The sequence below is a fragment of the Micromonospora sp. NPDC048894 genome (genome assembly GCF_040649765.1).
Lineage (GTDB): Bacteria > Actinomycetota > Actinomycetes > Mycobacteriales > Micromonosporaceae > Micromonospora > Micromonospora antibiotica.
Genome location: NZ_JBEZFY010000008.1, coordinates 298,252 through 321,074 on the forward strand (window position 1 = coordinate 298,252; position 22,823 = coordinate 321,074).

Annotated in this window: 21 protein-coding genes and 2 pseudogenes; 17 read left to right on the forward strand and 6 right to left on the reverse strand. The window is 71.8% G+C overall.

Annotation, left to right across the window (positions count from 1 at the left end):
* Window positions 1–214: 214 nt before the first annotated feature.
* A complete protein-coding gene (locus AB0C22_RS19995) occupies window positions 215–1,216 on the forward strand; it encodes a winged helix-turn-helix domain-containing protein (protein ID WP_219467342.1) in 1,002 nt (333 codons plus the stop codon).
* Between the two features lie 164 nt (window positions 1,217–1,380).
* On the opposite strand, the gene AB0C22_RS20000 is transcribed toward AB0C22_RS19995, so the two are convergent.
* Together AB0C22_RS20000 and cofD are read right to left on the reverse strand one after the other, a co-directional pair.
* Window positions 1,381–2,544, reverse strand: coding sequence for a coenzyme F420-0:L-glutamate ligase (locus AB0C22_RS20000; protein ID WP_357536303.1), 1,164 nt, complete (start codon window positions 2,542–2,544; stop codon window positions 1,381–1,383).
* A complete protein-coding gene (gene cofD, locus AB0C22_RS20005) occupies window positions 2,541–3,488 on the reverse strand; it encodes a 2-phospho-L-lactate transferase (RefSeq protein ID WP_219467346.1) in 948 nt (315 codons plus the stop codon). Before cofD ends, AB0C22_RS20000 begins: the two co-directional genes overlap by 4 nt.
* Before the next feature lie 98 nt (window positions 3,489–3,586).
* On the opposite strand from cofD, the gene AB0C22_RS20010 reads away from it, so the two are divergent.
* From AB0C22_RS20010 to AB0C22_RS20035, 6 genes are all read left to right on the forward strand, one after another.
* Entirely contained in the window at window positions 3,587–4,504 is a 918-nt protein-coding gene (locus AB0C22_RS20010; RefSeq protein ID WP_357536305.1) for a hypothetical protein, read from the forward strand.
* Window positions 4,505–4,704: 200 nt separating this feature from the next.
* Window positions 4,705–7,227 (forward strand): bifunctional FO biosynthesis protein CofGH, encoded by a 2,523-nt coding sequence (locus AB0C22_RS20015; protein ID WP_357536307.1) that lies wholly within the window; start codon window positions 4,705–4,707, stop codon window positions 7,225–7,227.
* A 126-nt stretch (window positions 7,228–7,353) separates the two neighbouring features.
* A complete protein-coding gene (locus tag AB0C22_RS20020; RefSeq protein WP_208570296.1) occupies window positions 7,354–7,632 on the forward strand; it encodes a hypothetical protein in 279 nt (92 codons plus the stop codon).
* 179 nt (window positions 7,633–7,811) lie between these two features.
* Entirely contained in the window at window positions 7,812–9,209 is a 1,398-nt protein-coding gene (locus tag AB0C22_RS20025) for a DUF4331 domain-containing protein (RefSeq protein WP_208570297.1), read from the forward strand.
* Window positions 9,210–9,282: 73 nt separating this feature from the next.
* Window positions 9,283–9,576: a phospholipase gene (locus AB0C22_RS20030; RefSeq protein WP_219470688.1), complete on the forward strand. Its 294-nt coding sequence runs from the start codon at window positions 9,283–9,285 to the stop codon at window positions 9,574–9,576.
* A gap of 475 nt (window positions 9,577–10,051) precedes the next feature.
* Window positions 10,052–10,309: a WhiB family transcriptional regulator gene (locus AB0C22_RS20035; protein WP_007455784.1), complete on the forward strand. Its 258-nt coding sequence runs from the start codon at window positions 10,052–10,054 to the stop codon at window positions 10,307–10,309.
* 460 nt (window positions 10,310–10,769) lie between these two features.
* Here the strand turns inward: AB0C22_RS20035 and AB0C22_RS20040 are convergent, their stop codons facing one another.
* Window positions 10,770–11,219, reverse strand: coding sequence for a metallopeptidase family protein (locus tag AB0C22_RS20040; protein WP_208570298.1), 450 nt, complete (start codon window positions 11,217–11,219; stop codon window positions 10,770–10,772).
* Between the two features lie 153 nt (window positions 11,220–11,372).
* Here AB0C22_RS20040 and AB0C22_RS20045 point away from each other — a divergent pair, with 153 nt between their 5' ends.
* Window positions 11,373–11,744, forward strand: a complete 372-nt coding sequence (locus AB0C22_RS20045) for a DUF3499 domain-containing protein (protein ID WP_208570299.1) — start codon at window positions 11,373–11,375, stop codon at window positions 11,742–11,744.
* 231 nt (window positions 11,745–11,975) lie between these two features.
* Here the strand turns inward: AB0C22_RS20045 and AB0C22_RS20050 are convergent, their stop codons facing one another.
* Both AB0C22_RS20050 and AB0C22_RS20055 read right to left on the reverse strand, forming a co-directional pair.
* Window positions 11,976–13,352 (reverse strand): FAD-dependent oxidoreductase, encoded by a 1,377-nt coding sequence (locus tag AB0C22_RS20050; RefSeq protein ID WP_357536309.1) that lies wholly within the window; start codon window positions 13,350–13,352, stop codon window positions 11,976–11,978.
* 198 nt (window positions 13,353–13,550) lie between these two features.
* Window positions 13,551–14,897, reverse strand: a complete 1,347-nt coding sequence (locus tag AB0C22_RS20055) for an aspartate aminotransferase family protein (RefSeq protein WP_357536311.1) — start codon at window positions 14,895–14,897, stop codon at window positions 13,551–13,553.
* Between the two features lie 477 nt (window positions 14,898–15,374).
* Here AB0C22_RS20055 and AB0C22_RS20060 point away from each other — a divergent pair.
* Window positions 15,375–16,117 (forward strand): annotated as a pseudogene (locus tag AB0C22_RS20060) (DUF5753 domain-containing protein).
* A complete protein-coding gene (locus AB0C22_RS20065) occupies window positions 16,108–16,287 on the forward strand; it encodes a DUF397 domain-containing protein (protein WP_357536313.1) in 180 nt (59 codons plus the stop codon). The pseudogene AB0C22_RS20060 and the gene AB0C22_RS20065 overlap by 10 nt, the downstream one beginning before the upstream one ends.
* 30 nt (window positions 16,288–16,317) lie before the next feature.
* Here the strand turns inward: AB0C22_RS20065 and AB0C22_RS20070 are convergent, their stop codons facing one another.
* The gene (locus AB0C22_RS20070; RefSeq protein ID WP_357536315.1) at window positions 16,318–16,830 is read right to left on the reverse strand and encodes an Lrp/AsnC family transcriptional regulator; all 513 of its coding nucleotides are present in this window, start codon (window positions 16,828–16,830) and stop codon (window positions 16,318–16,320) included.
* A gap of 207 nt (window positions 16,831–17,037) precedes the next feature.
* Between AB0C22_RS20070 and AB0C22_RS20075 the strand changes: the two genes are divergently transcribed.
* The 7 genes and pseudogenes from AB0C22_RS20075 to AB0C22_RS20105 all read left to right on the forward strand — a co-directional run.
* Complete coding sequence (locus AB0C22_RS20075; RefSeq protein ID WP_357536317.1) at window positions 17,038–18,222, forward strand: spermidine/putrescine ABC transporter substrate-binding protein; 1,185 nt, start codon at window positions 17,038–17,040, stop codon at window positions 18,220–18,222.
* 5 nt (window positions 18,223–18,227) lie between these two features.
* Entirely contained in the window at window positions 18,228–19,379 is a 1,152-nt protein-coding gene (locus tag AB0C22_RS20080) for an ABC transporter ATP-binding protein (protein ID WP_357536360.1), read from the forward strand.
* Between the two features lie 5 nt (window positions 19,380–19,384).
* Window positions 19,385–20,287: an ABC transporter permease gene (locus tag AB0C22_RS20085; RefSeq protein ID WP_357536362.1), complete on the forward strand. Its 903-nt coding sequence runs from the start codon at window positions 19,385–19,387 to the stop codon at window positions 20,285–20,287.
* 114 nt (window positions 20,288–20,401) lie between these two features.
* Window positions 20,402–21,289, forward strand: coding sequence for an ABC transporter permease (locus AB0C22_RS20090; protein ID WP_357536319.1), 888 nt, complete (start codon window positions 20,402–20,404; stop codon window positions 21,287–21,289).
* On the forward strand, window positions 21,286–21,489 hold the full coding sequence (locus AB0C22_RS20095) for a hypothetical protein (RefSeq protein ID WP_219470902.1): 204 nt from the start codon (window positions 21,286–21,288) through the stop codon (window positions 21,487–21,489). Before AB0C22_RS20090 ends, AB0C22_RS20095 begins: the two co-directional genes overlap by 4 nt.
* On the forward strand, window positions 21,489–22,691 hold the full coding sequence (locus AB0C22_RS20100) for a saccharopine dehydrogenase C-terminal domain-containing protein (protein ID WP_357536321.1): 1,203 nt from the start codon (window positions 21,489–21,491) through the stop codon (window positions 22,689–22,691). Before AB0C22_RS20095 ends, AB0C22_RS20100 begins: the two co-directional genes overlap by 1 nt.
* Window positions 22,688–22,813, forward strand: a pseudogene (locus AB0C22_RS20105) (agmatinase); the annotation flags it as partial. The gene AB0C22_RS20100 and the pseudogene AB0C22_RS20105, both read left to right, overlap by 4 nt.
* Between the last annotated feature and the right edge of the window lie 10 nt (window positions 22,814–22,823).

Genomic DNA, 22,823 nt, shown 5'->3' on the forward strand with positions numbered 1-22,823 from the left:
TCGTGGTGCCTCCCGGACCCACGTCTCCCTGGGCCACAGGCCACCAGGTGGACGGTGGGGAGACCCCCACGCGTCGTACCAGGCAGTAGGAGCATGTCAACCGACGGTACGGGCGTCGAGGTCTTTCAGCCCACGCTTAAAAGTGGAGATAAGTGCCGCCCGGTACAGTTCAGTGGGTCGGCGGGCTCCCCCTGCCCCGCCCCAGGAGCGCTCGATGCTGACCATTCATTTCTCCCAGGAGGACATCCTCCGGACCCGGGTCGCCCCTGCCGCCGATCCGGTCTGGGAGTCGGTCCTCAGCCTGCACCTGCTCCAGGGGCGGACCCGCGACCCGTTGATGGCGGGCTGGCGGCGGGGCGTGGCCACCGGGCTGCGTCGGGAGACCGCCGCCGACCAGTTCCGGCTGCTGTTCGCGCTGAACCCGCCCCGCGGCTACTTCCCCGACTTCCTCACCCCGTACCAGAGCCTCGACGGTTTCGAGGCGGGGCTGGACGCCGTCCGGTCCACCCCGACCGGGCTGCTGCGCCGGGACCTGGCCCTGCTGGCGGGGACGAACCCGTTGCCGCCGTCGGCTGCCGCGCTGGCCCGGGGTGAGCCGGAGGTCCTCCGCCACCTGACGGAGTCGATGGCGCAGTACCGGTCGGTGGCGATCGACCCGTACTGGGGGCGGATCAGGGCCGCCGTGGAGGCCGACCGGGCGGTACGCGCCCGCGCCCTGCTCGACGGTGGGGCGGAGGGACTACTGGCGAGCCTGCGGCCGGGGATGCGCTGGGAATCCGGGGTCCTCCAGGTCCTCGACTATCCGAACCGCCGGGAGTTGCACCTGGACGGTCGGGGGCTGCTGCTGGTGCCCTCGTTCTTCTGTGCGCGTACCCCGGTCGCCCTGCTCGACCCGATGCTGCCGCCGGTGCTGGTCTATCCGGCCGACCGGCTCGGCGGGTTGGACCCGCCCCCGGGCGAGGGTGGCCGACCTGCCGGCGACGGCGGTAGGGAGGCGCTGGCGGCGCTGCTGGGCCGTACCCGGGCGGCGGTCCTGGAAGTCAGCGACGACGGTGCGACGACCGGCGAGGTGGCCCGGCGGCTGCACATCTCGGCCGCCGCCGTCAGCCAGCACACCACCGTGTTGCGCAACGCCGGGCTGCTGGTCAGCCGCCGCGACCGCAACACGGTGCTGCACACCCTGACCCCGCTCGGCCGGGCCATGCTCGACGCCTGACGCCTGACGCCTGACGCCTGACGCCTGACGCGTGACGCGTGACGCGGCGAGCGGGCAGGTGCGGCTGACCCGGCGGTGTCCAGCCTCGCGGAAGCCGCCACCTCGGCGACCCTGTGGTGATCATGACCGGCTCGGTCAGCCCGCCCGGGGAGGGTGCTGGCCGGTCAGAGGGCCAGGCAGGCGCTGGCGATGCTGCCCGTCGGTGGCGGCAGCAGGGTGGACGGGATCCCCTCGGCGGCCAGCGCGATCCGCAGCCGGTGCAGGTCGACGCCGAAACGCACCAGGTCGGGCTGGTCGACGGGAGTGGGTGCCGCGCCGAGCAGCAGACCGCTCGCCCCGATCGGCCAGCCGTCGACGGTCGCGGCGAGACCGGCGCGTACCTCGTCGTCGGTGACCTGGGTGAACGTGGTGCCGGGGGCGACCACCTCGGCCACCGCGGCGATCGCCCGGTCGACGGCCGCCGGGTCCACCGGTGCCTCACCACGGCCGTCGGCAAGCGTCGCGGCGGCGCGCATCCCGGCCGCCATCGCCTCGGCGGTGCCCAGTGAGAACAGGTCCAACGCGCTCTCCCGCACCAGGGCGGCGGCTCCGGCCCCGTCGTCGACCAGCCGGACCGCCGGCCGGTCGTCCCGGCCGTCGCCCCCGGCCGGCGGGTGCGCCCGGCCACCGTCGGCCGGGGGCGACGACGACGGCAGGTAGCCCCGGACCACCGCCACCGGGACCTGGTCGCACTTGCCCTTGATCAGCTCACCTGCGCCGGCCAGCTCGTCGACCACCGCCATCTGGGTCAGTTGCAGCTCGTTGCCGTAGGGGTCGACCTCGCCCCGGTGGTCCCGGATGGCGGGCATCCCGGCGACGCCGAGCGCCACGTCGGTCAGCCCGTTGCGCCACGGCCGGCCCATCGTGTCGCTGATGATCACCGCGACGTCGACCCGGTAGCGGTCCCGCAGGGCGGCGCGCAGCGCCCGCGCCGACGCGTCCGGGTCCACCGGCAGCAGCACCAGCCGGGTCTTGTCGACGTTCGACGCGTCGATCCCGGCAGAGGCCATCACGAAGCCGTGGTGGGTCTGCACGATCCGGGTCGCCCCCCGGCTGGCCACCACCCGGGCGGTCTCGGCGGCCAGCACCTCGTCCCGGGCGGCGAGCCGTTCCGGGCCGTCGGCCGGCACGTCCACCAGCCGGCCCTCCGCCTTCGACACGATCTTGCTGGTGACCACCAGCACGTCGCCGTCGCGCAACCACGGCGCGGCCGTGCCGATCAGCACCGCCAGGTCGTCGCCCTCGGTCACGTCGCCGATGCCCGGCACCGGCAGGATCTCCAGTCTCACACCAGCTCCATCGCGGCCCGGACCATCGCCGTGGTCGCCGCCTCGTCGGTCATCCGCAGCGGGACCGCGCGGACGGTCACCCCGGGCACCGCCACCCCGTCGTCCTCCGGCGCGACCAGCCAACCGTCGAGCAGGCCACCCTCGCTGCGACCGCCGTAGAGCCGACCCACCCCGGCGGCGCTGCACTCGACGTCGAGGACCTCCAGGCACCGGTCGGCCATCCCGCGCACCGGTGCGCCGCCGATGATCGGCGACACCCCGACGACCCGGGCCGGACCGGTGGCGACCGCGTCGCGCAGGCCGGGCACCGCCAGCACCGGGGCGATGCTCACCACCGGGTTGCTCGGCGCGACCAGCACCACGTCGGCGGCGGCCAGCGCCTCGGCCACCCCGGGGGCCGGCTTGGCGGTGTCCGCGCCGACGAAGACGAACCGGTCGGTGGGCACGCCCGCCCGGTACCGGACCCACCACTCCTGGAAATGGATGGCCCGCCGCTCGCCGTCCAGGTCGACCACCGCGTGCGTCTCCAGCCGGTCGTCGGTGGCCGGCAGCAGCCGTACGCCGGGCTGCCAGCGGGCGGCCAGCGCCTCGGTGACCTGCGATAGCGGATACCCGGCATTGATCATGGTGGTGCGCACCAGGTGGGTGGCGACGTCCTTGTCGCCGAGGGAGAACCAGCCCGGCTCGGCACCGTACGCCGCCAGCTCCTGCTTGATGGTCCAGCTCTCGCCGACCCGCCCCCACCCGCGTTCCGGGTCGGCACCCCCGCCGAGGGTGTACAGGACACTGTCCAGGTCGGGGCAGACCTTGAGGCCGTGCAGGTAGAGGTCGTCGCCGACGTTGACCACGGCGGTCACCTCGGCGCCCACCTCGCGGGCGTACGCCCGGACGCCGAGCAGGAATCGGGCACCCCCGATCCCGCCGGTCAGAACCACGATGCGCATGTCGTCCATCCTCCCGTACGGGACGCGAGCCGCCGCCGGGCGGCCCGGGAGACTAGGCTCACGTCGGCATCTGTCCGTTTCGCCCCGAGGGAGAGTTCGTGACCAGCCCCGCCGAGCCCGCGTCGCACGACGCGTCGCAGGCCCGCCAGATCACCGCACCCCTGCGCGAACTCGCCGCGCTCGTCCTGCTCGGCGCGAACGCCGTGCTGCTCTTCGTCGGGTTCGTCCGGCTGCTCGTGCCGATGTCGGACTACAGCACCTTCTCGGGGCGGGCGGGGAGCGAGTTCTTCGCCTTCGTCGGTGTCGAGGCCACGGTGCTGCCGTTGTTGGCCGTGCTGCTGGTCACCCACCTCGCGCCGGTGTCCGGCCGGGCCCGGCAGTTCACCCAGGTCGCCCTCGCCGAGTACGCCTTCGGCGCCCTGTTCGGCGTGTTGACCTTCCTGATCTGGCTGGTCGGCCGGCTGGCCGAGGCCGAGGTGCTGGACGCCCTGCTCGGCATGCTTACCCGGGCGGCCTGGTTGGCGCTGTTCGGGATGGCCGCCTTCGTGGTCTACCGGATCTGGCGCACCCTCTATTACGTCGCGAAGCCGAAGCCCCAGCCCGGCGTCTACGGCCAGCCGCAGCCCGGCTGGCCGCAGCAGCAGGGTGGCTACCCGGGCCAGGGCTACCCGCCCCCGGGTCACCCTGGTGCCGGGCAGTACGGCCAGCCCGGGTTCGCCCCGCCGCAGTCCGCGCCGCCGTTCGGTGCTCCGCAGTCCGCGCCGCCGCAGTCCGCGCCGCCGCAGTCCGGGCCACCGACCGGAATCCCGCCGCAGTCGGCCCCGCCGTTCGGGGCTCCGCAGTCCGCCCCGCCGTTCGGGGCTCCGCAGTCCGCCCCACCGTTCGGGCAGCCTCCGTCGGCCGACCCGACCCAGGCGATCCCGCGTCAGTCCACGGAGCCGACCACCGGCCCGGCCGACGCGGACGGGGACCGCACCCAGCCCTTCCGGCGGGACGATCCGAACACCCCGCACTGAGCCGCACCCGGCCGGGTCGGCCCGCGCCACGGCGTGAGCCCGACCCGGCCGGCGCGGTGCCACCAACCCGGGTCGGTCGGCGCGCTGCGACGCGAGGTGCCGATCCGGCCGGGACGGTGGTGCGGCAGCCCCGACGGGGAGATGTCACACCCGGCTCGCATGGCTGCCGGATCGTCCCGGCCAGCGCCTAGGCTGGGCGGATGGTTGACCGCACCGATCCCGGCCCGACCTCGGCGAGCGTGCGACGGGCGCTGCGCCGGGCCGCCACCGGGCGCGCGCTCGACGTCGACGAGGCCACCGCGCTGCTGAGCGCCCGGGACGCCGACCTGGACGAGTTGCTCCGGATCGCCGGGGAGGTCCGGGATGCCGGGCTGCGCGACGCCGGCCGGCCGGGCGTGGTGACGTACTCGAAGAAGGTCTTCATTCCGTTGACCCGGCTGTGCCGGGACCGGTGCCACTACTGCACCTTCGCGACCGTGCCGCACCGGCTGCCGGCGGCCTTCCTGGAGACCGACGAGGTGCTGGCGATCGCCCGGCAGGGCGCGGCGCTGGGTTGCAAAGAGGCCCTGTTCACCCTGGGTGACCGGCCGGAGGAGCGCTGGCCGGCGGCCCGCGCCTGGCTCGACGAGCGCGGCTACGACTCCACGGTGGACTACCTGCGGGCCTGCGCGGTGGCGGTGCTGGAGGAGACCGGTCTGCTGCCGCACCTCAACCCGGGGGTGCTCTCCTGGTCGGAGCTGCAACGGCTCAAGCCGGTCGCGCCGAGCATGGGGATGATGCTGGAGACCACCGCCACCCGGCTCTGGTCGGAGCCGGGCGGCCCGCACTTCGGCTCCCCGGACAAGGAGCCCGCGGTGCGGCTGCGGGTGCTCGACGACGCCGGCCGGGTGGGGGTGCCGTTCACCACCGGCATCCTGATCGGCATCGGTGAGACCCCGGCCGAGCGGGTCGACGCGCTCTTCGCGATCCGTCGCGCGCACCGGGAGTACGGCCACCTCCAGGAGGTGATCGTGCAGAATTTCCGCGCCAAGCCGGACACCGCGATGGGCGGCCTGCCCGACGCCGAGCTGCACGACCTGGCGGCCACCGTGGCGGTGGCCCGGCTGCTGCTCGGCCCGAAGGCCCGGCTCCAGGCCCCGCCCAACCTGATCGAGGACGAGTACGACCTGCTACTGCGGGCCGGCATCGACGACTGGGGTGGGGTGTCCCCGCTCACCCCGGACCACGTCAACCCGGAGCGGCCGTGGCCGCAGCTCGACGAGCTGGCCCGGCAGACCGAGAAGTCCGGCTTCACCCTGCGCGAGCGGCTGACGATCTACCCGGAGTACGTCCGGGCCGGCGACCCGTGGCTCGATCCCCGGCTGTCACCGCACGTCACCGCGCTCGCCGACCCGGCGACCGGGCTGGCCGTGGAGGCGGCCCGGCCGGTGGGCCGCCCGTGGCAGGAGCCGGAGGAGGTCTTCGGCGGCGGCCGGACCGACCTGCACGCCACCATCGACACCGCCGGCCGCACCGACGACCGGCGGGGTGACTTCGACAGCGTCTACGGCGACTGGGCGGAGGTCGCCGGCAAGGTGAGCCCCGCCGCGTCGGGCGGGCCGGTGCCGGGTGCCGACGGTGACCTGCGGGCGGGGCTGCGGCTGGCGGCCGACGACCCGGCGGCGCTGCTGGAGCCCCGGCACGCCGACGCGGCCCTGGCGCTGTTCGGCGCGGACGGCCCCGCCCTGGACGAGCTGTGCCGGCTCGCCGACGACGTGCGGCGGGACACCGTCGGCGACGACGTCACCTACGTGGTCAACCGCAACATCAACTTCAGCAACGTCTGCTATGTGGGCTGCCGGTTCTGTGCGTTCGCCCAGCGGGAACGGGACGCCGACGCGTTCCGGTTGTCGGTCGAGCAGGTGGCCGACCGGGCCGAACAGGCGTGGGCGGCCGGCGCCGGTGAGGTCTGCCTCCAGGGCGGCATCGACCCGAAGCTGCCGGTGACCGGTTACGCCGACATCGTCCGGGCGATCAAGGCCCGGGTGCCCGGCATGCACGTGCACGCGTTCTCCCCGATGGAGATCGTCACCGCCGCCGCCAAGGCCGGCGTGCCGGTGCGGGAGTGGCTGTCGATGCTGCGCGAGGCCGGCCTGGACACCATCCCGGGCACCGCCGCCGAGATCCTCGACGACGACGTGCGCTGGGTGCTCACCAAGGGCAAACTGCCGGCCGCCGCCTGGGTCGAGGTGGTCTCGACCGCGCACGAGCTGGGCATCCGCTCCAGCTCCACGATGATGTACGGCCACGTCGACCATCCCGGCCAGTGGCTGGCGCACTTCCGGGTCCTCGCCGGGGTGCAGGACCGCACCGGTGGGTTCACCGAGTTCGTGGCGCTGCCGTTCGTGCACACCAACGCGCCGATCTATCTGGCCGGCATCGCCCGGCCCGGCCCGACCTGGCGGGAGAACCGGGTGGTGCACGCGATGTCCCGGCTGCTGCTGCACGGGCGGATCGACAACATCCAGTGCTCCTGGGTGAAGCTCGGCGACGAGGGCACCGTGGCGATGTTGCAGGGCGGCTGCAACGACCTGGGCGGCACCCTGATGGAGGAGACCATCTCCCGGATGGCCGGCTCGGGCAACGGTTCGGCGCGTACCGAGGAGCAGTTGCGGGCGATCGCCGCCGCCGCGGGACGTCCGGCACGCAAGCGGACGACCGCTTACGGTCATCCGTTGCGATGACATCGAACCTTTCGCGCGTGCGGGCCGTACCAGTGTTCGCCGGCGGCGGTTGAGGCGAGGGCCGCCGCCGGCGACCTCGCGCTCCACACCGCGCGCGCTCACGCGCCGCCGGAGGAAAGGTTCCCCATGACGAGCGAAGTGCGGAAGCGTTCCTGGCCGCGACTGACCCGGCGGCAGACACTGACCGCTGCGGCGAGTGCCACGCTGGGCGCGGCGGCGCTGACGGTGACCGGCGTGTCGGCCGCGCAGAACTCCCCGTCGGCGAGCAGCGCGGAGGGTCCTATCGTGGTCCACCTGCGCGACGCCAAGTCGGGGACGTTGGACGTCTTCGTCGGTACGTCCCGGATCGAGGTACGTGACCGGGGGCTCGCGGACCGGCTCCGCCGGGCTGCCGGGCGCGGCTGACCCCGTCTGCTGTCCGACGGCGGTCTGACCTGCCCGCCGTCACCGGGTGGGGGTGACCCGCCCGCTGTCCCGGGTGGCCCTGAACCGCCCGCCCTCTTCCTCTTCACCGCCAGGCGCAGACTCCCGCGCCCGGTTCGTCATGCCCTGACTCCTCATGATCCCGCAAAGGTTGGTCCGCCATGTCGTCCCACCGCGAAGCACCGGAAATAAGCAAGGACCCGGTCGCCGACAGTTCCGACCTCTACGCCTTCGTCAGCCCCGAACGGCCCGACTCGGTGACGTTGATCGCCAACTACGTGCCGTTGCAGCTCCCCTCGGGCGGCCCGAACTTCTTCGAGTTCGGCGACGACGTGCGGTACGAGATCCATATCGACAACGACGGTGACGGCCATCCCGACGTGACCTACCGGTTCGAATTCCGTACCGAGATCACGAACGAGAACAGTTTTCTCTACAACACCGGGCCGATCGAGTCGCTGGACAGCAAGAACTGGAACCGGCGGCAGTTCTACAAGCTGACCCGGGTGACCGACGGCAAGGAGCACGTGCTCGCCAACAAGCTGCCCTGCCCGCCGTGCAACGTGGGGCCGCTGTCCATCCCCAAGTACAACGACCTGGTCCGGCAGGCGACGTACAAGCTGTCGACGGGGGAGAAGGTGTTCGCCGGGCAGCGCGCGGACGGCTTCTTCGTCGACCTGGGCGCGATCTTCGACCTGGGTACGCTGCGGCCGTTCCAGCAGTTGCACGTGGCCGGCAAGAAGCTGTTCAAGACCGAGGGTGAGCCGGTCAACTCGGTGGACCGGATGAACGTGCACAGCATCGCGGTGCAGGTGCCGCTGAGCAAGGTCCGCCGCAGGTCCAACCGGTACGGCGTGGGCGACCGCGCCTCGACGATCGGGGTGTGGACGACGGCGTCCCGGCAGCAGGTGCGGGTGCTCGGCGACCGGGTCGCCGCGGACGCCGCGATCGGCCCGTGGACCCAGGTGTCCCGGCTGGGCAACCCGTTGTTCAACGAGGTCATCGTCCCGATGTCCAAGAAGGACCTGTGGAACACGCTGCCGCCGACCGAGGACAAGCGGTTCGCCCGGTTCGTCGAGCAGCCGGAGCTGGCGGCGTTGCTGCCGGTGCTCTACCCGGGGGTCTTTCCCAACCTGGACGCGCTGAACAAATCCAAGAAGCCCCGGGCCGACCTGCTGGCGATCCTGCTCACCGGCATTCCGTCGGGGCTGATCGACGGCTTCACCAACCTCACCGGTGACGTGCAGGCCGACATGCTGCGGTTGAACACCGCGATCAGGCCGAGCAGCAAGCCGAACCAGTTCGGGCTGCTCGGCGGGGACCTGGCCGGTTTTCCCAACGGTCGCCGGGTCGTCGACGACGTGGTGAGCATCGCGTTGCGGGCGGTGGCCGGGGTCACCGTCCCGCTGGTGGACAAGAAGTTCAAGCCGGACGCGGCGGCCGGTGCGGTCACCCCCGGCCTGAGCGCCGCCGACGTGACGGCGCCGTTCCTGCGGGACTTCCCCTTCCTCGGCACGCCGTACGACGGGTTCAACAACCCGGCCGCGGCGAACTCCTGACCGGACGGAGAGCGGCGTGAGCGGACACCACCACCATCATCACCAGTACGGGCCGACGGAGAGCGGCACGGTGATGCTCGACGTCGGTGGTGACACCGGTGCCCTGATCATCTACACCGGACGTGACCAGCACGGGCGGGAGATCGAGATCAGCCGGGTCGACCAGGCCGGTGCGGTGCGGACGCACTCCGCCGTACGGGAGCGGATCGTCCGGGACGGGGTGTTCCACAGCGCGGTGTACCCGGACCTGACGGCGGGTGTCTATACCGTCTGGTGGGACGAGGAGACGCCCGCCGGAACGATCTCCGTCAACGGGGGTTCGATCGCCGAATTCGTCTGGCCGACCAGCCCGTCAAGGTCGACCTGAGCACCACGACAACCGTACCGACCCGAGCGCCCCGTCCACAATGTGGACGGGGCGCTGTCGGTATTTCCGACTCGGTGAGCGATCCGGGCCCAACCGCGTTAACCTGTCCCCCACCATGCTCATGATCTTGATAGGACCGGCCGGCCGGAGCGTTCGACGGCGCTGTGCGGGAGCGTCCGGGGCGGCGACGCCACGGCAGAAATCTGGGGCAACTCGCCGGAGAGGGCGTTACTCGCCCGGGGTCTGAATCGATAGGGCAGGTTGCGAGGGCCGGGTGGTCCGGGTGACCGTCCGGTGGCGTGTCGGGAGGACGACTCCATTATCAAGTTCGGCTTGACGGCGCACGCATTACACGCGTGTAATTTCGATGGGGTTGTTCGCACGGAACGCACAAATAGGACCGGACGGACAAGCACGCCTTTCGCGTGGGGGGTTGCAGCGGCGGTGACGTCGGTGCGCGACAAGGAGGCATCTGATGGACGGCCAGCTTGAGGTGGCCGACCTGCTCGGAAACGCGCCGGAGTGGCAGGAGCGGGCACTGTGCTCGCAGACCGACCCGGAAGCGTTCTTCCCCGAGAAGGGCGGCTCGACCCGCGAGGCGAAGCGGATCTGTTCGCGGTGCGAGGTCAAGACGGAATGCCTGGAATACGCCCTCGGGCACGACGAGCGGTTCGGGATCTGGGGTGGGCTCTCCGAGCGGGAGCGGCGCAAGCTGAAGCGGCGGGCCGCCTGAATGGAAGGTCGAGTCGGGCGGTGGGGGCCGCCCGGCTCACGCCCACAGCCGGTCGCGGGGGCGGCCGGCGTCGGGCGGCGGTCCGGCCACGACGGTGGCCGACCATGGCGATACAGCACCAGGTCACGACGTGAGCGGCCACCGGGCCCGGGCGGCGGGCGAGTCGGTCCCCGGGCCGGGCTGTGCCGGCGGTGGAGGTAGCGGGCCCGGCGGATCGTCGGGCCGGTGACGGCGGCTCGCCGGACCAGTGCCGACGATCCGTCAAAAGCGGGGCGTGGTGCTCGACCCCGGGACCGGGTGCCCGCCGACGCGGTTCGGCTCGTCATTGGGCGGATGAATGTCCGCCTGGGTGGCGGGTCCGTCCTCCGGTAGATGAGTGCCCGCCCGCGTGGTGGGCCGGCGGAGTGCTGGTCCTGGTCAACCTCGGCCGAAGACCCGGGTCGTCACCGGGCGCGCAGCCTCAGGTCAGCTCGTCCGGGTCGACCCCGAGCAGGTTCGCCACCTGCTCGATGATCACGTCGTGGACCAGGTCGGCCAGGTCCTCACGGTCCATCGCGCGAAACTCCAACGGCCGCCGGTAGAGCACGATCCGGGGTGGCACCTCCTGCCGGCCCGGTCGGCCGGGCAGCAACCGGGCCAGCGGCACCTCGCCGTCCTCCAGCACGTCTGAGTCATAGACGTTCAGATCCGGCGGGACGTCCTCGACGGCGAACTCCACGCCGGCAAGTTCCTTGGCGAACCGGCGCTCCAACGTCTCCACGGTGTCCAGCACCAGGTCGTCAAAGATCTCGGCCTTGGTCCGGGCCAACGGGACGGTCGCCGGCACCAGCCGCCCGCGCAGGCCCCGTCCGTGCCGGTCGCGGTGGTTGCGCCGGCCGGAGCCGGGGCGGCGGCGTTCCGGGCTCGTCATGAACAAAAGGGTAGCCCCCGGTCCGGCCCGCCCGATGGCAGCGCGCGCCGACGGGCGCGGCGGGGCGTCAGGTGCGAATTGTGATCACGGTGACGGGCGTGTCGGAAAGCGAACCGGTGCGCCGGACCCGGTAATGGGGATACCCTGCCGCACGTGAGGTCACCACGGCGCTGCTCCCGTAACGCCTGCCCCCGGCAAGCGGTTGCCACATTGACCTATGTCTACAACGAGTCGACCGCTGTCGTGGGGCCGTTGGCGGCCTTCGCCGAGCCGCACACGTACGACCTGTGTGAGCAGCACGCCCGGAGCCTGACCGCCCCCCGGGGCTGGGACGTCGTCCGGCACGAGGGCGAGTTCGAGCCGCCGCCGCCCACCACCGACGACCTGGTCGCCCTGGCCGAGGCCGTCCGCGAGGCGGCCCGCCCGGTGGCCCCCCGCCCACCCCAGGACGACCACGACCCCCACCCCCAGACCCCGCCCACCGGCCGCCGTGGTCACCTCCGCGTAATCCCCCCCAACCACTAACCCCACCCCACCCCCACGGCCCTCCCCACCCCACCCCACCCCACCCCACCCCAGGCCAACCCCACCCCAGGCCCTCTCCCCGGTGATCAAGAGGTTTGCGTCAAGTTCGATCTTCAACCTGACGCAAACCTCTTGATCACCGGGGCCGGCGGGTCGCGGGGACGGGGGGTCGGCGGGACGGGGGGTCGGCGGGTGGGGGAGGGGAAGCAGGGAGGGGGAGCGGGGTGGGGGTTAGTGGCCTAGGAGGGGGGAGAAGAGGGTGGCGCGGCGGGCGGGGCGGCCGGTGCGGTGTTCGACCTCGTCGGCGGAGGACATCACCCGGAGGCCGGCGTTGATGGCCAGCCAGCGCAGCGGTTCCGGCTCCCAGCGGGGGGAGCGGTGGCCGACCCACGGGAGTGCGGTCAGGTCCGACTCCACACCCCGGATCAGGTCGGCGAGGGTACGGCCGGCCAGGTTGCTCGTCCCCACCCCGTCGCCAACGTAGCCGCCGGCCCAACCCAGCCCGGACGACCGGTCCAGCCCCACCGACGCGGACCAGTCCCGGGCCACCCCCAGCGGGCCGCCCCAGGAGTGGGCGACCGGTACGTCCGCGCCGAGCACCGGGAAGAGTTCACCCAGCGTCCGGCGTAGCGCGGCGAAGACCCGGGGCTCCCGGTCGTAGCCGGGGGAGACCCGGGACCCGAAGTGGTACGGGGCGCCCCGCCCGCCGAAGGCCAACCTCCCGTCGGCGGTGCGCTGGCCGTACACGATGAGGTGCCGGTAGTCGGCGAAGGTCTCCCGGTCGGCCAGCCCGATCCGCTCCCAGGTCGGCGCGGGCAGCGGCGCGGTGACCACCATCAGCGAGTAGACCGGGGCGACCGTGCGGCGGTGGCCGGGCAGCATCGGGGTGTACGCCTCGGTGGCCCGGACCACCACGTTCGCGCGTACCGTGCCGTGCGGGGTGACCGCCGCGCCGGGCCGGATCGCGGTGACCGGGGACCGTTCGTACAGCGTCACCCCGTGCCGGCGCACGGCGCGGGCCAGGCCCCGGACCAGCTTCCCCGGGTGCACGGCGGCGCAGTGCGGGGTGAACGTGCCGCCGCGTACCCCGTCGGCGGCGCACCGGGCGGCGGCCCCGGCGGCGTCGAGCAGGACCAGGTCGGCTGGGTCGAGGCCGTGGTCGCGGGCCTCGGCGACCGCGGCGCGTGCCCGGCCGAGCTGGACGTCGGTACGGGCCAGCAGCACCGTGCCGCCGTGGTGCCAGTCGCAGTCGATCCCCTCGGCGGCCACCACCCGGCCCACCTCGGCGACGGTCGCCTGCATGGCCCGTTGCAGCGCCAGTGCCTGCGGCCGGCCGTGCCGACGGGCCAACGCCGGCAGTGAGGTGGGGAACAGCGCCGAGCACCAGCCACCGTTGCGCCCGGACGCGCCGTACCCGGCGATCTCCGCCTCCAGCACGACGATCCGTAGCGTCGGATCGGCCACCGCCAGGTAGTACGCCGTCCACAACCCGGTGTAGCCGGCACCGACGATCACCACGTCGGCGTCGGTGTCACCGGGCAGCGCCGGGAGCGGGGTCAACGGTTCGTCCACCGTGGACAACCAGTGGGACAACTCCGGGTAGCGCATGCGGGCTCCGGGCGGTCAGCGCCGGCCGGGCCGGCGGCGGGAACTTCGCTGGCCGCGAAGTGTCAGTGCCGGCCGGCGGGGACGGGTGGCCGACCGGGGTGCGGAGGTGCCCCTCGGGTGTGGGGTGGCCGGTCCGGTGTGGGCCGGCCGGCGGGACCGCGGGTCGAGCCGCTGTCCGGCCGGTCGGCCCGCAGACGGTTACAGCCGGGACCACGCCTCGGTGAGTACGGCGCGCAGGATCTGCTCCATCTCGTCGAACTGCTCCTGCCCGCTGATCAGCGGCGGGGCGAGCTGCACCACCGGGTCGCCCCGGTCGTCGGCGCGGCAGTAGAGCCCGGCGGAGAAGAGCGCCGTCGACAGGAAACCGCGCAGCAGCCGCTCCGACTCGGCCTCGTCGAAGGTGGCCTTCGTCGACTTGTCCTTGACCAGCTCGATGCCGTAGAAGTAGCCGTCCCCCCGGACGTCACCGACGATCGGCAGGTCGGTGAGCTTCTCCAGGGTGGACCGGAAGGCGTCCTCGTTGGCCCGGACGTGGCCGATCAGGTCCTCCCGGGCGAACACCTCAAGGTTGGCCAGGGCCACCGCGCAGGAGACCGGGTGCCCGCCGAAGGTCACCCCGTGGGCGAACATGCCGGTCTCGGTGAGGAACGGTTCCATCAGCCGGTCACTGGCGATCATCGCGCCGAGCGGGGCGTAGCCGGAGGTGATGCCCTTGGCGGTGGTGATGATGTCAGGTTGGTAGCCGTACCGGACGGCACCGAAATACTCGCCGAGCCGACCCCACGAGCAGATCACCTCGTCGGAGACGAGCAGCACGTCGTACGCGTCGCAGATCTCGCGTACCTGCTGGAAGTAGCCGGGCGGCGGCGGGAAGCAGCCGCCGGAGTTCTGCAACGGCTCCAGGAACACCGCCGCGACCGTGTCCGGCCCCTCCCGCTCGATGGCCCGGCGGATCTCGTCGGCGGCCCAGCGGCCGAACGCCTCGGGCGAGTCGCCGTGCTCGGGGGCCCGGTAGAAGTTGGTGTTCGGCACCTTGATCCCGCCGGGCACCAACGGCTCGAAGTCGTTCTTGATGCCGGGCAGGCCGGTGATCGACAGGGCGCCCATCGAGGTGCCGTGATAGGCGAGGTAGCGGCTGACCACCTTGTGCTTGTTGGGCCGGCCGGTGCGCTTGAAGTAGGCGCGGGCCAGCTTCCACGCCGTCTCGACGGCCTCCGAGCCGCCGGTGGTGAAGAAGACCCGGTTGAGGTCGCCGGGTGTCAGCGACGCGATCTTCTCGGCCAGCTCGACGGCCTTCGGGTGGGCGTACGACCACAGCGGGAAGTACGCCAGCTCGGCGGCCTGCTTCGCGGCTGCCTCGGCCAGCTCGGTACGCCCGTGCCCGGCGTTGACGACGAACAACCCGGCGAGCCCGTCCAGGTAGCGACGGCCCTGCGAGTCCCAGACGTACGTGCCCTCGCCGCGCACGATGGTGGGCACCTCGCCGGCCGAGTAGCTGGCCATCCGGGTGAAGTGCATCCAGAGGTGGTCGGTGGCGTCGGCCATGTCAGCCCCATCGGGTCTCGGGCCGGGCAGGGGTGACACCGGCCGCTCTGCCCACGGTTATCCCACAGTCCTGCCGCGAAATGCAAGCCTAGTTCGCGTCAGGGGCGACGGATTCAGCGTGAGTGAGGGCGTAAGGCAACGGAATCCGTATGCCCCTGGGATGGTGGCAGTCCGGCTGGATGCTCGCTCCGCCGGCCCCGCGCCGGCCGGCCTCGGTGGGGCATGATCGACTCGATGGCGGCCAACTGGCGGTATGCGGGCACGGGGGAAACCGTCATATCGGCTCCCGAGAGTGGATCCAGGTGCACTTCCGGGGCGCTTCGCGGACCTTCCGGGGCACCTTGCGGACCCTTGGCAGAGGTCTCGCGCCGACACGCCGATGACGGGCGGACGTCGACACGCACTGTCGCTATGGTGCGCCGGAGCGTGTCGGTCGGGTGGAAGGGGCTGCCGGTGAACGAGGTGCTCCGGGTGGCGATGGCGGAACGCGGGGAGACGGTCGAGTCGCTGGCGCAGCAGGTCAGGGTCGATCCGAAGACGGCGGGGCGATGGCTCAGCTCGGGGCGGGTGCCCCATCCGCGTACCCGGGTGGCGGTGGCCGGTGTCCTCGGCCGGGAGCCGGCCGAACTCTGGCCCGAGCCCTACCGTCGCCGTGACCTGCCCTGGTTCCGCCCGTGGGCAGAACTGGAGCAGGACGCCACCTCGATCCGCTCGTATCAGTCACTGCTCGTGCCGGGCCTGCTCCAGACCGAGGGGTACGCCCGAGCGGTGTTGGGGACCGGTGGCCTGCTCCCGTCTGACGAGGTTGCGCAACTGGTGGGCGGACGGTTGGAACGACAGGTCCTGCTCGACCGCGACCCTTCAGCCCAGTTGGTTTTCGTGATCGACGAGGCGGTGCTCCATCGACTGGTTGGCGATCGCATGACCATGGCCGGACAGGTGGCCCACTTGGCGGCCGTCGCCGGGCGGGACACGTGCAGGTGCGGGTAATTCCGCTCGGTGGACCCTGGCACACCGGTCTGGCCGGGCCGTTCATGCTGGCTCGGCTGCCCGACGGCAGCGAGTTGGCCTATCTGGACAACCAACTCCGTGGTGGGCTAGTGACCGAGAGTGCCGACATTGCTAGCCTGGGCAGGAGGTGGGAGAGCGTGGCCGGCGAGGCGCTGCCCGCTCGTCGGTCGCACGAGCTGATCCGGGAAGCGGTGGAGACATGGACGTGATCGAGCCCCGCTGGCGGACCGCCAGCCGCAGCAGCAACAACGGCGGTGACTGTGTCGAGGTGGCCGACAACCTGCACGGTCGGGTGCTGGTGCGGGACAGCAAGGACCGGGTCGGCGGCACGCTGACCTTCACCCCCGACGCCTGGCGTGCCTTCGTCGCCTCCCGCTGAGCGCCGGGGAGTGGACCATGGTGGGCGGGCTCAGGCCGTACCCCAGGTGTAGGTCTGTTTGCGGAGCTTGAGATAGACGAACGCCTCGGTGGCGAGCACCCCGGGCACCGACCGCAGCCGTTGCAGGATCTCCAGCAGGTGGGCGTCGTTGCGGCAGACCACCTCGGCGAGCAGGTCGAACGATCCGGCGGTGATCACCACGTAGTCGAGTTCGTCGAACTCGGCCAGCCGGTCGGCGACGGCTTCCAGGTCGCCGTCGGTGCGCAGGCCGATCATGGCCTGCCGGGGGAAGCCGAGCTGGAGCGGGTCGGTCACCGCGACGATCTGCATCACCCCGGCGTCGAGCAGCCGCTGCACCCGCTGGCGGACCGCCGCCTCGGAGAGCCCCACCGCCTTGCCGATGGCCGCGTACGGCCGGCGGCCGTCCTGCTGTAGCTGCTCGATGATCTGTTTCGCCACGTCGTCCAACAGCGCGTGGCTGGCACCTTCGCGCACCGTGACGCGTCGCCCCCCGCTACCGTTCTCGTGCTGTCGGATCGTCATCGACCGCTCCCCATGTCCGTTCCCCCAGCTGAGCCTAGTGCCATCGCGCAGTTTGGCGTAATTCGTCGTCAGAGGCTATTGCGGCAACGGAATCCCTTGTGAGGCTGGTTACCTCATGCCAGGATCAGTCGTCTCAGGCACCCGACCCCTCCCGCCGGCGCCGCACCCCGTCCCCGCCGCCGTCGGACGACCCCTAGGAGTCGTCACATGCGTATTCCCCTGCGGCCCCTCACCCGGCGTGGACTGCTCACCGGCACCCTCGGATCGGCCGCCCTGCTCGCTGCGGGCGGCAGCCTCGCCGGCTGCGGCACCAAGGCCGCTACCCAGACCGAGGCGGGCTGCAAGAGCGACGACCTGTCGGCCACGGAGAAGACCCTCGCCTTCTCCAACTGGCCGCAGTACATGGACGTGGACGACAAGGACGCCGCGAAGCGGCCCAGCCTCGACGCGTTCGTCGCCGCCAGCGGCATCACGGTGACCTACACCGAGGACATCAACGACAACAACGAGTTCTTCGGCAAGGTGCAGAACCAGTTGGCCGGCTGTCAGAGCACCGGGCGGGACATCATCGTCCTGACCGACTGGATGGCCGCCCGGATGATCCGGCTCGGCTGGATCCAGAAGCTCGACCCGGCCAAGGTGCCGAACGTGGCGGCCAACCTGCTGCCGTCGCTGCGCGGGCGCTCCTTCGACCCGGAGGACCGGGTCGCGATCCCGTGGCAGTCCGGCCTCGCCGGGCTGGCCTACAACGGCAGCGTCACCGGCGAGGTCCGGACCGTCGACGAGCTGCTCACCCGGCCCGATCTCAAGGGCAAGGTGACCGCCCTGTCGGAGATGCGGGACACCATGGGCCTGCTGCTCTCCTCGAACGGGCACGACCCGTCGAAGTTCACCGCCGCGCAGTTCGACGACGCGCTCAACAAGCTGCGCAAGGCCGTCGAATCCAAGCAGATCCGTCGCTTCACCGGCAACGACTACGCCCCCGACCTGGCCAAGGGGGACATCGCCGCGTGTGTCGGCTGGTCCGGCGACGTGATCCAACTGGCCGGCGACAACCCCAAGATCAAGTTCGTCGCGCCGGACTCGGGGGTGATGCTGTTCAGCGACAACATGCTGGTGCCCAACAAGGCCACCCACCGGGGCAACGCCGAAGCGCTGATCGACTACTACTACCAGCCGGCGGTCGCCGCGAAGCTCGCCGCGTACGTCAACTACATCTGCCCGGTCAAGGGCGCCCAGGCCGAGATGGAGAAGATCGACCCGGAGCTGGCCGCCAACCCGCTGATCTTCCCGGACGACACCCTGCTGGCGAAGTCGAAGGTCTTCATGGCCCTCGACGAAAAACAGGAAAAGGAATACGAGTCGAAGTTCCAGCAGGTCATCGGGGCGTGAGCGGGATGGCGAACGAGGCACCCGCCGGTGACCTGCGGCTGGCCCAGCTGAGCAAGCGGTTCGGCGTCTTCACCGCCGTCGACGACCTCAGCCTGACCGTCCCGCAGGGCTCCTTCTTCGCCCTGCTCGGGGCGTCCGGCTGCGGCAAGACGACCACCCTGCGGATGATCGCCGGGCTGGAGGAGCCCACCAGCGGGCAGGTGCTCCTCGGCGACCGGGACATCGCCCGGCTGCGGCCGTACCAGCGGCCGGTCAACACCGTCTTCCAGAGCTACGCGCTCTTCCCGCACCTGGACATCGCCGAGAACGTCGCCTTCGGGTTGCGGCGGCGGGGCATCCGCAAGGTCGGCGACCAGGTCCGCCGGATGCTGGCCCTGGTCCAGCTCGACGGCTACGAACGGCGTCGCCCGGCCCAGCTCTCCGGCGGCCAGCAGCAACGGGTCGCACTGGCCCGCGCCCTGATCAACCACCCGCAGGTGCTGCTGCTCGACGAGCCGCTCGGCGCGCTCGACCTGAAGCTGCGCCGGCAGATGCAGATCGAGCTGAAACGCATCCAGACCGAGGTCGGCATCACCTTCGTGCACGTCACCCACGACCAGGAGGAGGCCATGACGATGGCCGACACGGTCGCGGTGATGAACGCCGGCCGGATCGAGCAGCTCGGCGCACCGGCCGAACTCTACGAGTACCCGGCGACCGCGTTCGTGGCGAACTTCCTCGGCCAGTCCAACCTGCTCGCCGCCGACGCCGCCGGCCCGGCCGGGTCCGAGGTGCCCGTCACCGCGCACGGCGCGCGCTTCTCGGTGCCCGTCGACCGCGCCCGCACCGACCGGGGCCCGGTCTACCTGGGGGTACGTCCCGAGAAGCTGCACCTGGCCGAGACCGCCGACCAGGTGCCCACCGGCCACCACCAGGTCGAGGGGGTGATCACCGACGCGTCGTACGTGGGGGTGAGCACCCAGTACCTGGTGCGCACCGGGTGGGGCAGTGAACTGTCCGCGTTCACCGCGAACAGCGGCGTCGGCCGGCAGCACCCGGTCGGCACGACCGTGGTGGCGCACTGGGACCCCCGGCACGCCTTCCTGCTGCCCCGCGAGCCCGGTCAGGACGACCGCACCACCCCGCTGCTCGACGAGCCCGTCGGGGCACCGTCGTGACCGCACTGGCCCAGTTGGGCGGCGGGACGCCGGCGACCGGGGCACCGGCACCGGCCCGGCCCGGCCGGCACCGGCTGCTGCCGTACCTGCTGCTGCTGCCGGGGGCGGCCTGGCTGACGCTGTTCTTCGTCGTGCCGCTGCTGCAGTTGGCTGCCGCCAGCCTCTACGACCCGACCGGTTCGCTCTCCACCGGGTACGCGCTGACCTGGGCGTTCGGCAACTATCCGGAGGCGGTGCAGGCGTACTGGCCGCAGTTCGCCAGGTCGTTCGGCTATGCCGGGGCGGCGCTGGTGCTGGCCCTGCTGCTGGGCTACCCGCTGGCGTACGCGATCGCGCAGAAGGCCGGCCGGTGGAAGAACCTGCTGCTGGTCTGCGTGGTCGCCCCGATGTTCACCAGTTTCCTGGTGCGCACCCTGGCCTGGAAGACCATCCTGTCGGACAACGGCGTGCTGGTCGGGCTGCTGCGCGACGTGCACCTGCTCGGTCCGGACGGGCGACTACTCGCCACCCCGGTCGCGGTGGTGCTCGGGTTGACGTACAACTTCCTGCCGTTCCTGGTCCTGCCGTTGTACGCGAGCCTGGAGCGGCTCGACTACCGGCTGTTGGAGGCGGCCAGCGACCTGTACGCCGGCCCGCTGCACGCCTTCCGCACGGTCACCCTGCCGCTGTCGATGCCCGGCCTGATCGCCGGCACCCTGCTCTTCTTCATCCCGGCCACCGGCGACTACATCAACGCCGAACTGCTCGGCACCCCCAACGAGTACATGATCGGCAACGTCATCGACTCGGCGTTCCTGGTCCGGTTGGACTACCCGCAGGGTGCCGCCCTGTCGTTCCTGCTGATGGCGGCGATCCTCGCGGTCGTCTTCGTCTACCTGCGCCGCGCCGGCACGGAGGATGTGCTGTGAGCGCGAGGAGTGCAGCGCAGCGGAGCCCCGCAGTCGCGAGCGGAAGGTCGGTCCGGTGAGCGCGAGGAGTGCAGCGCAGCGGAGCCCCGCAGTCGTGAACGGAGGTGGATTCCGGTGAGGGTGTCGCGGTGGTTGGCCGACCGGTGGGTGATGATCGTCGCGCTGCTGGTGCTCGGCTACCTGTTCCTGCCGATCGCCGTGGTCGCCGGCCTCTCCCTCAACCGCCCGTCCAGCCGGCTGTCGTACGACTTCAACGAGTTCACCCTGGACAACTGGCGGCAGCCCTGCGCCACCCCCGAGATGTGCGACGCGGTCGTCCGCAGCGTACAGATCGGGTTCCTCGCCACCGTCGGATCCACGGTGATCGGCACGCTGATGGCGTTCGCCCTGGTCCGGCACCGGTTCCGGGGGCGCGGCGGGATCAACCTGCTGATCTTCCTGCCGATGGCGACGCCGGAGCTGGTGCTCGGCACCTCGCTGCTCGCGCTGTTCGTCTCCGCCGGGGTGCCGCAGGGATTCTGGACCGTCGTCATCGCGCACGTGATGTTCTGCGTGTCGTTCGTGGTGGTGACGGTCAAGGCCCGGCTCGCCGGGATGGACCGGCGGCTGGAGGAGGCCGCGATGGACCTCTACGCCAGCGAGTGGCAGACGTTCCGGCGGATCACCCTGCCGTTGGTGCTGCCCGGCATCGTCGCCGCCGCCCTGCTCGCCTTCTCGCTGAGCTTCGACGACTTCATCGTGACGAACTTCAACGCCGGCACCACCGTCACCTTCCCGATGTACGTCTGGGGTGCCGCCCAGCGGGGCATCCCCCCACAGGTCAACGTGATCGGCACGGCGATGTTCGCCATCGCCCTGCTGCTCGTCGGGCTGAGCATGCTGCGCGGTCGACGGTCCCGACGGGCCGCGCTCCCGGTCGCCGATGTGACCGGCCGACGGGCGGCAGGCTCGGCGCTCCCGGTCGCCGACGCGCCCGGCCGACGGGCGGCAGACCCGTCGTGATCCTTCCGCATACCGACCGGGCGTTCGCCGAGGTGACGCCCGGCCGGTATGCGCACCACCGCCCCGACTCTCCCCGTCCGGCCGCCGACATCCACCTCACCCGCTGGTCGCCGGCCCGCGCCGACGCGTACGCGCACGACGACCGGCACCAGCACTGGCTCCGTACGCCCGATCGTCTTGGTTTGGGGTTCGATTCCTGATGCGTATCCTGCTCGTCGGTGCCGGCGGGGTCGGCTCCGCCGCCGTCGCCATCGCCGCCCGCCGTTCCTTCTTCGCCACCGTCGTCGTCGCCGACTACGACCTGACCCGGGCCGAGCGGGCCGTCGCCGGACACGGGGACCGGTTCGTCGCCGTACGGGTCGACGCCTCCTCGGCGGACGCCGTCGCCGCGCTCTGCCGGGAACACCGGATCACCCACGTGCTCAACGCCGTCGACCCGCGCTTCGTCATGCCGATCTTCGAGGGGGCGTTCGCCGCCGGGGCGGACTACCTGGACATGGCGATGTCACTGTCGCACCCGCACCCGGCGCGGCCCTACACCCAGACCGGGGTGAAGCTCGGTGACGAGCAGTTCGCCGCCGCCGCGACCTGGGCCGACGCCGGTCGGCTGGCGCTGTGCGGCATCGGCATCGAACCGGGCCTGTCCGACGTGTTCGCCCGGTACGCCGCCGACGAGCTGTTCACCGACATCGACGAGATCGGCATCCGCGACGGCGCGAACCTCACCGTCGACGGCTACGACTTCGCCCCCTCGTTCTCCATCTGGACCACCATCGAGGAATGCCTCAACCCGCCGGTGATCTGGGAGAGGGACCGGGGCTGGTACACCACCGAACCGTTCAGCGAACCGGAGGTCTTCGACTTCCCGGCCGGCATCGGCCCGGTCGAATGCGTCAACGTCGAACACGAGGAGGTGCTGCTGATCCCACGCTGGGTCAAGGCCAGGCGGGTCACCTTCAAGTACGGCCTCGGCGACGAGTTCATCGAGGTGCTCAGGGCCCTGCACAAGGTCGGTCTCGACTCCACCACCCCGGTGTCGGTGCGCGGCATGCAGGTCTCGCCCCGCGACGTGGTCGCCGCCAGCCTGCCCGACCCGGCCACCCTCGGCGACCGGATGCGCGGCAAGACCTGCGCCGGCACGTACGTCACCGGCACCGGGACCGACGGCCGGCCGCGCCGGGTCTACCTCTACCACGTGGTCGACAACGAGTGGTCCATGCGGGAGTACGGCCACCAGGCGGTGGTCTGGCAGACCGCGGTCAATCCGGTGGTGGCGCTGGAACTGCTCGCCACCGGCGGCTGGTCCGGCGTCGGGGTGCTCGGCCCGGAGGCGCTGCCCCCGCGCCCCTTCCTCGACCTGCTCACCGACTACGGCTCCCCCTGGGCGCTGGAGGAACGATGACCCGCTACGGCCCGATGTACGGCCCCGACGTCACCTTCCTCGGGGTGCCACCCTGCACGGTCACCGAGCCGGTGACCTACGCCGACGCCGACGTGGTCATCATCGGGGCGCCCTTCGACGGCTGATGGGGGT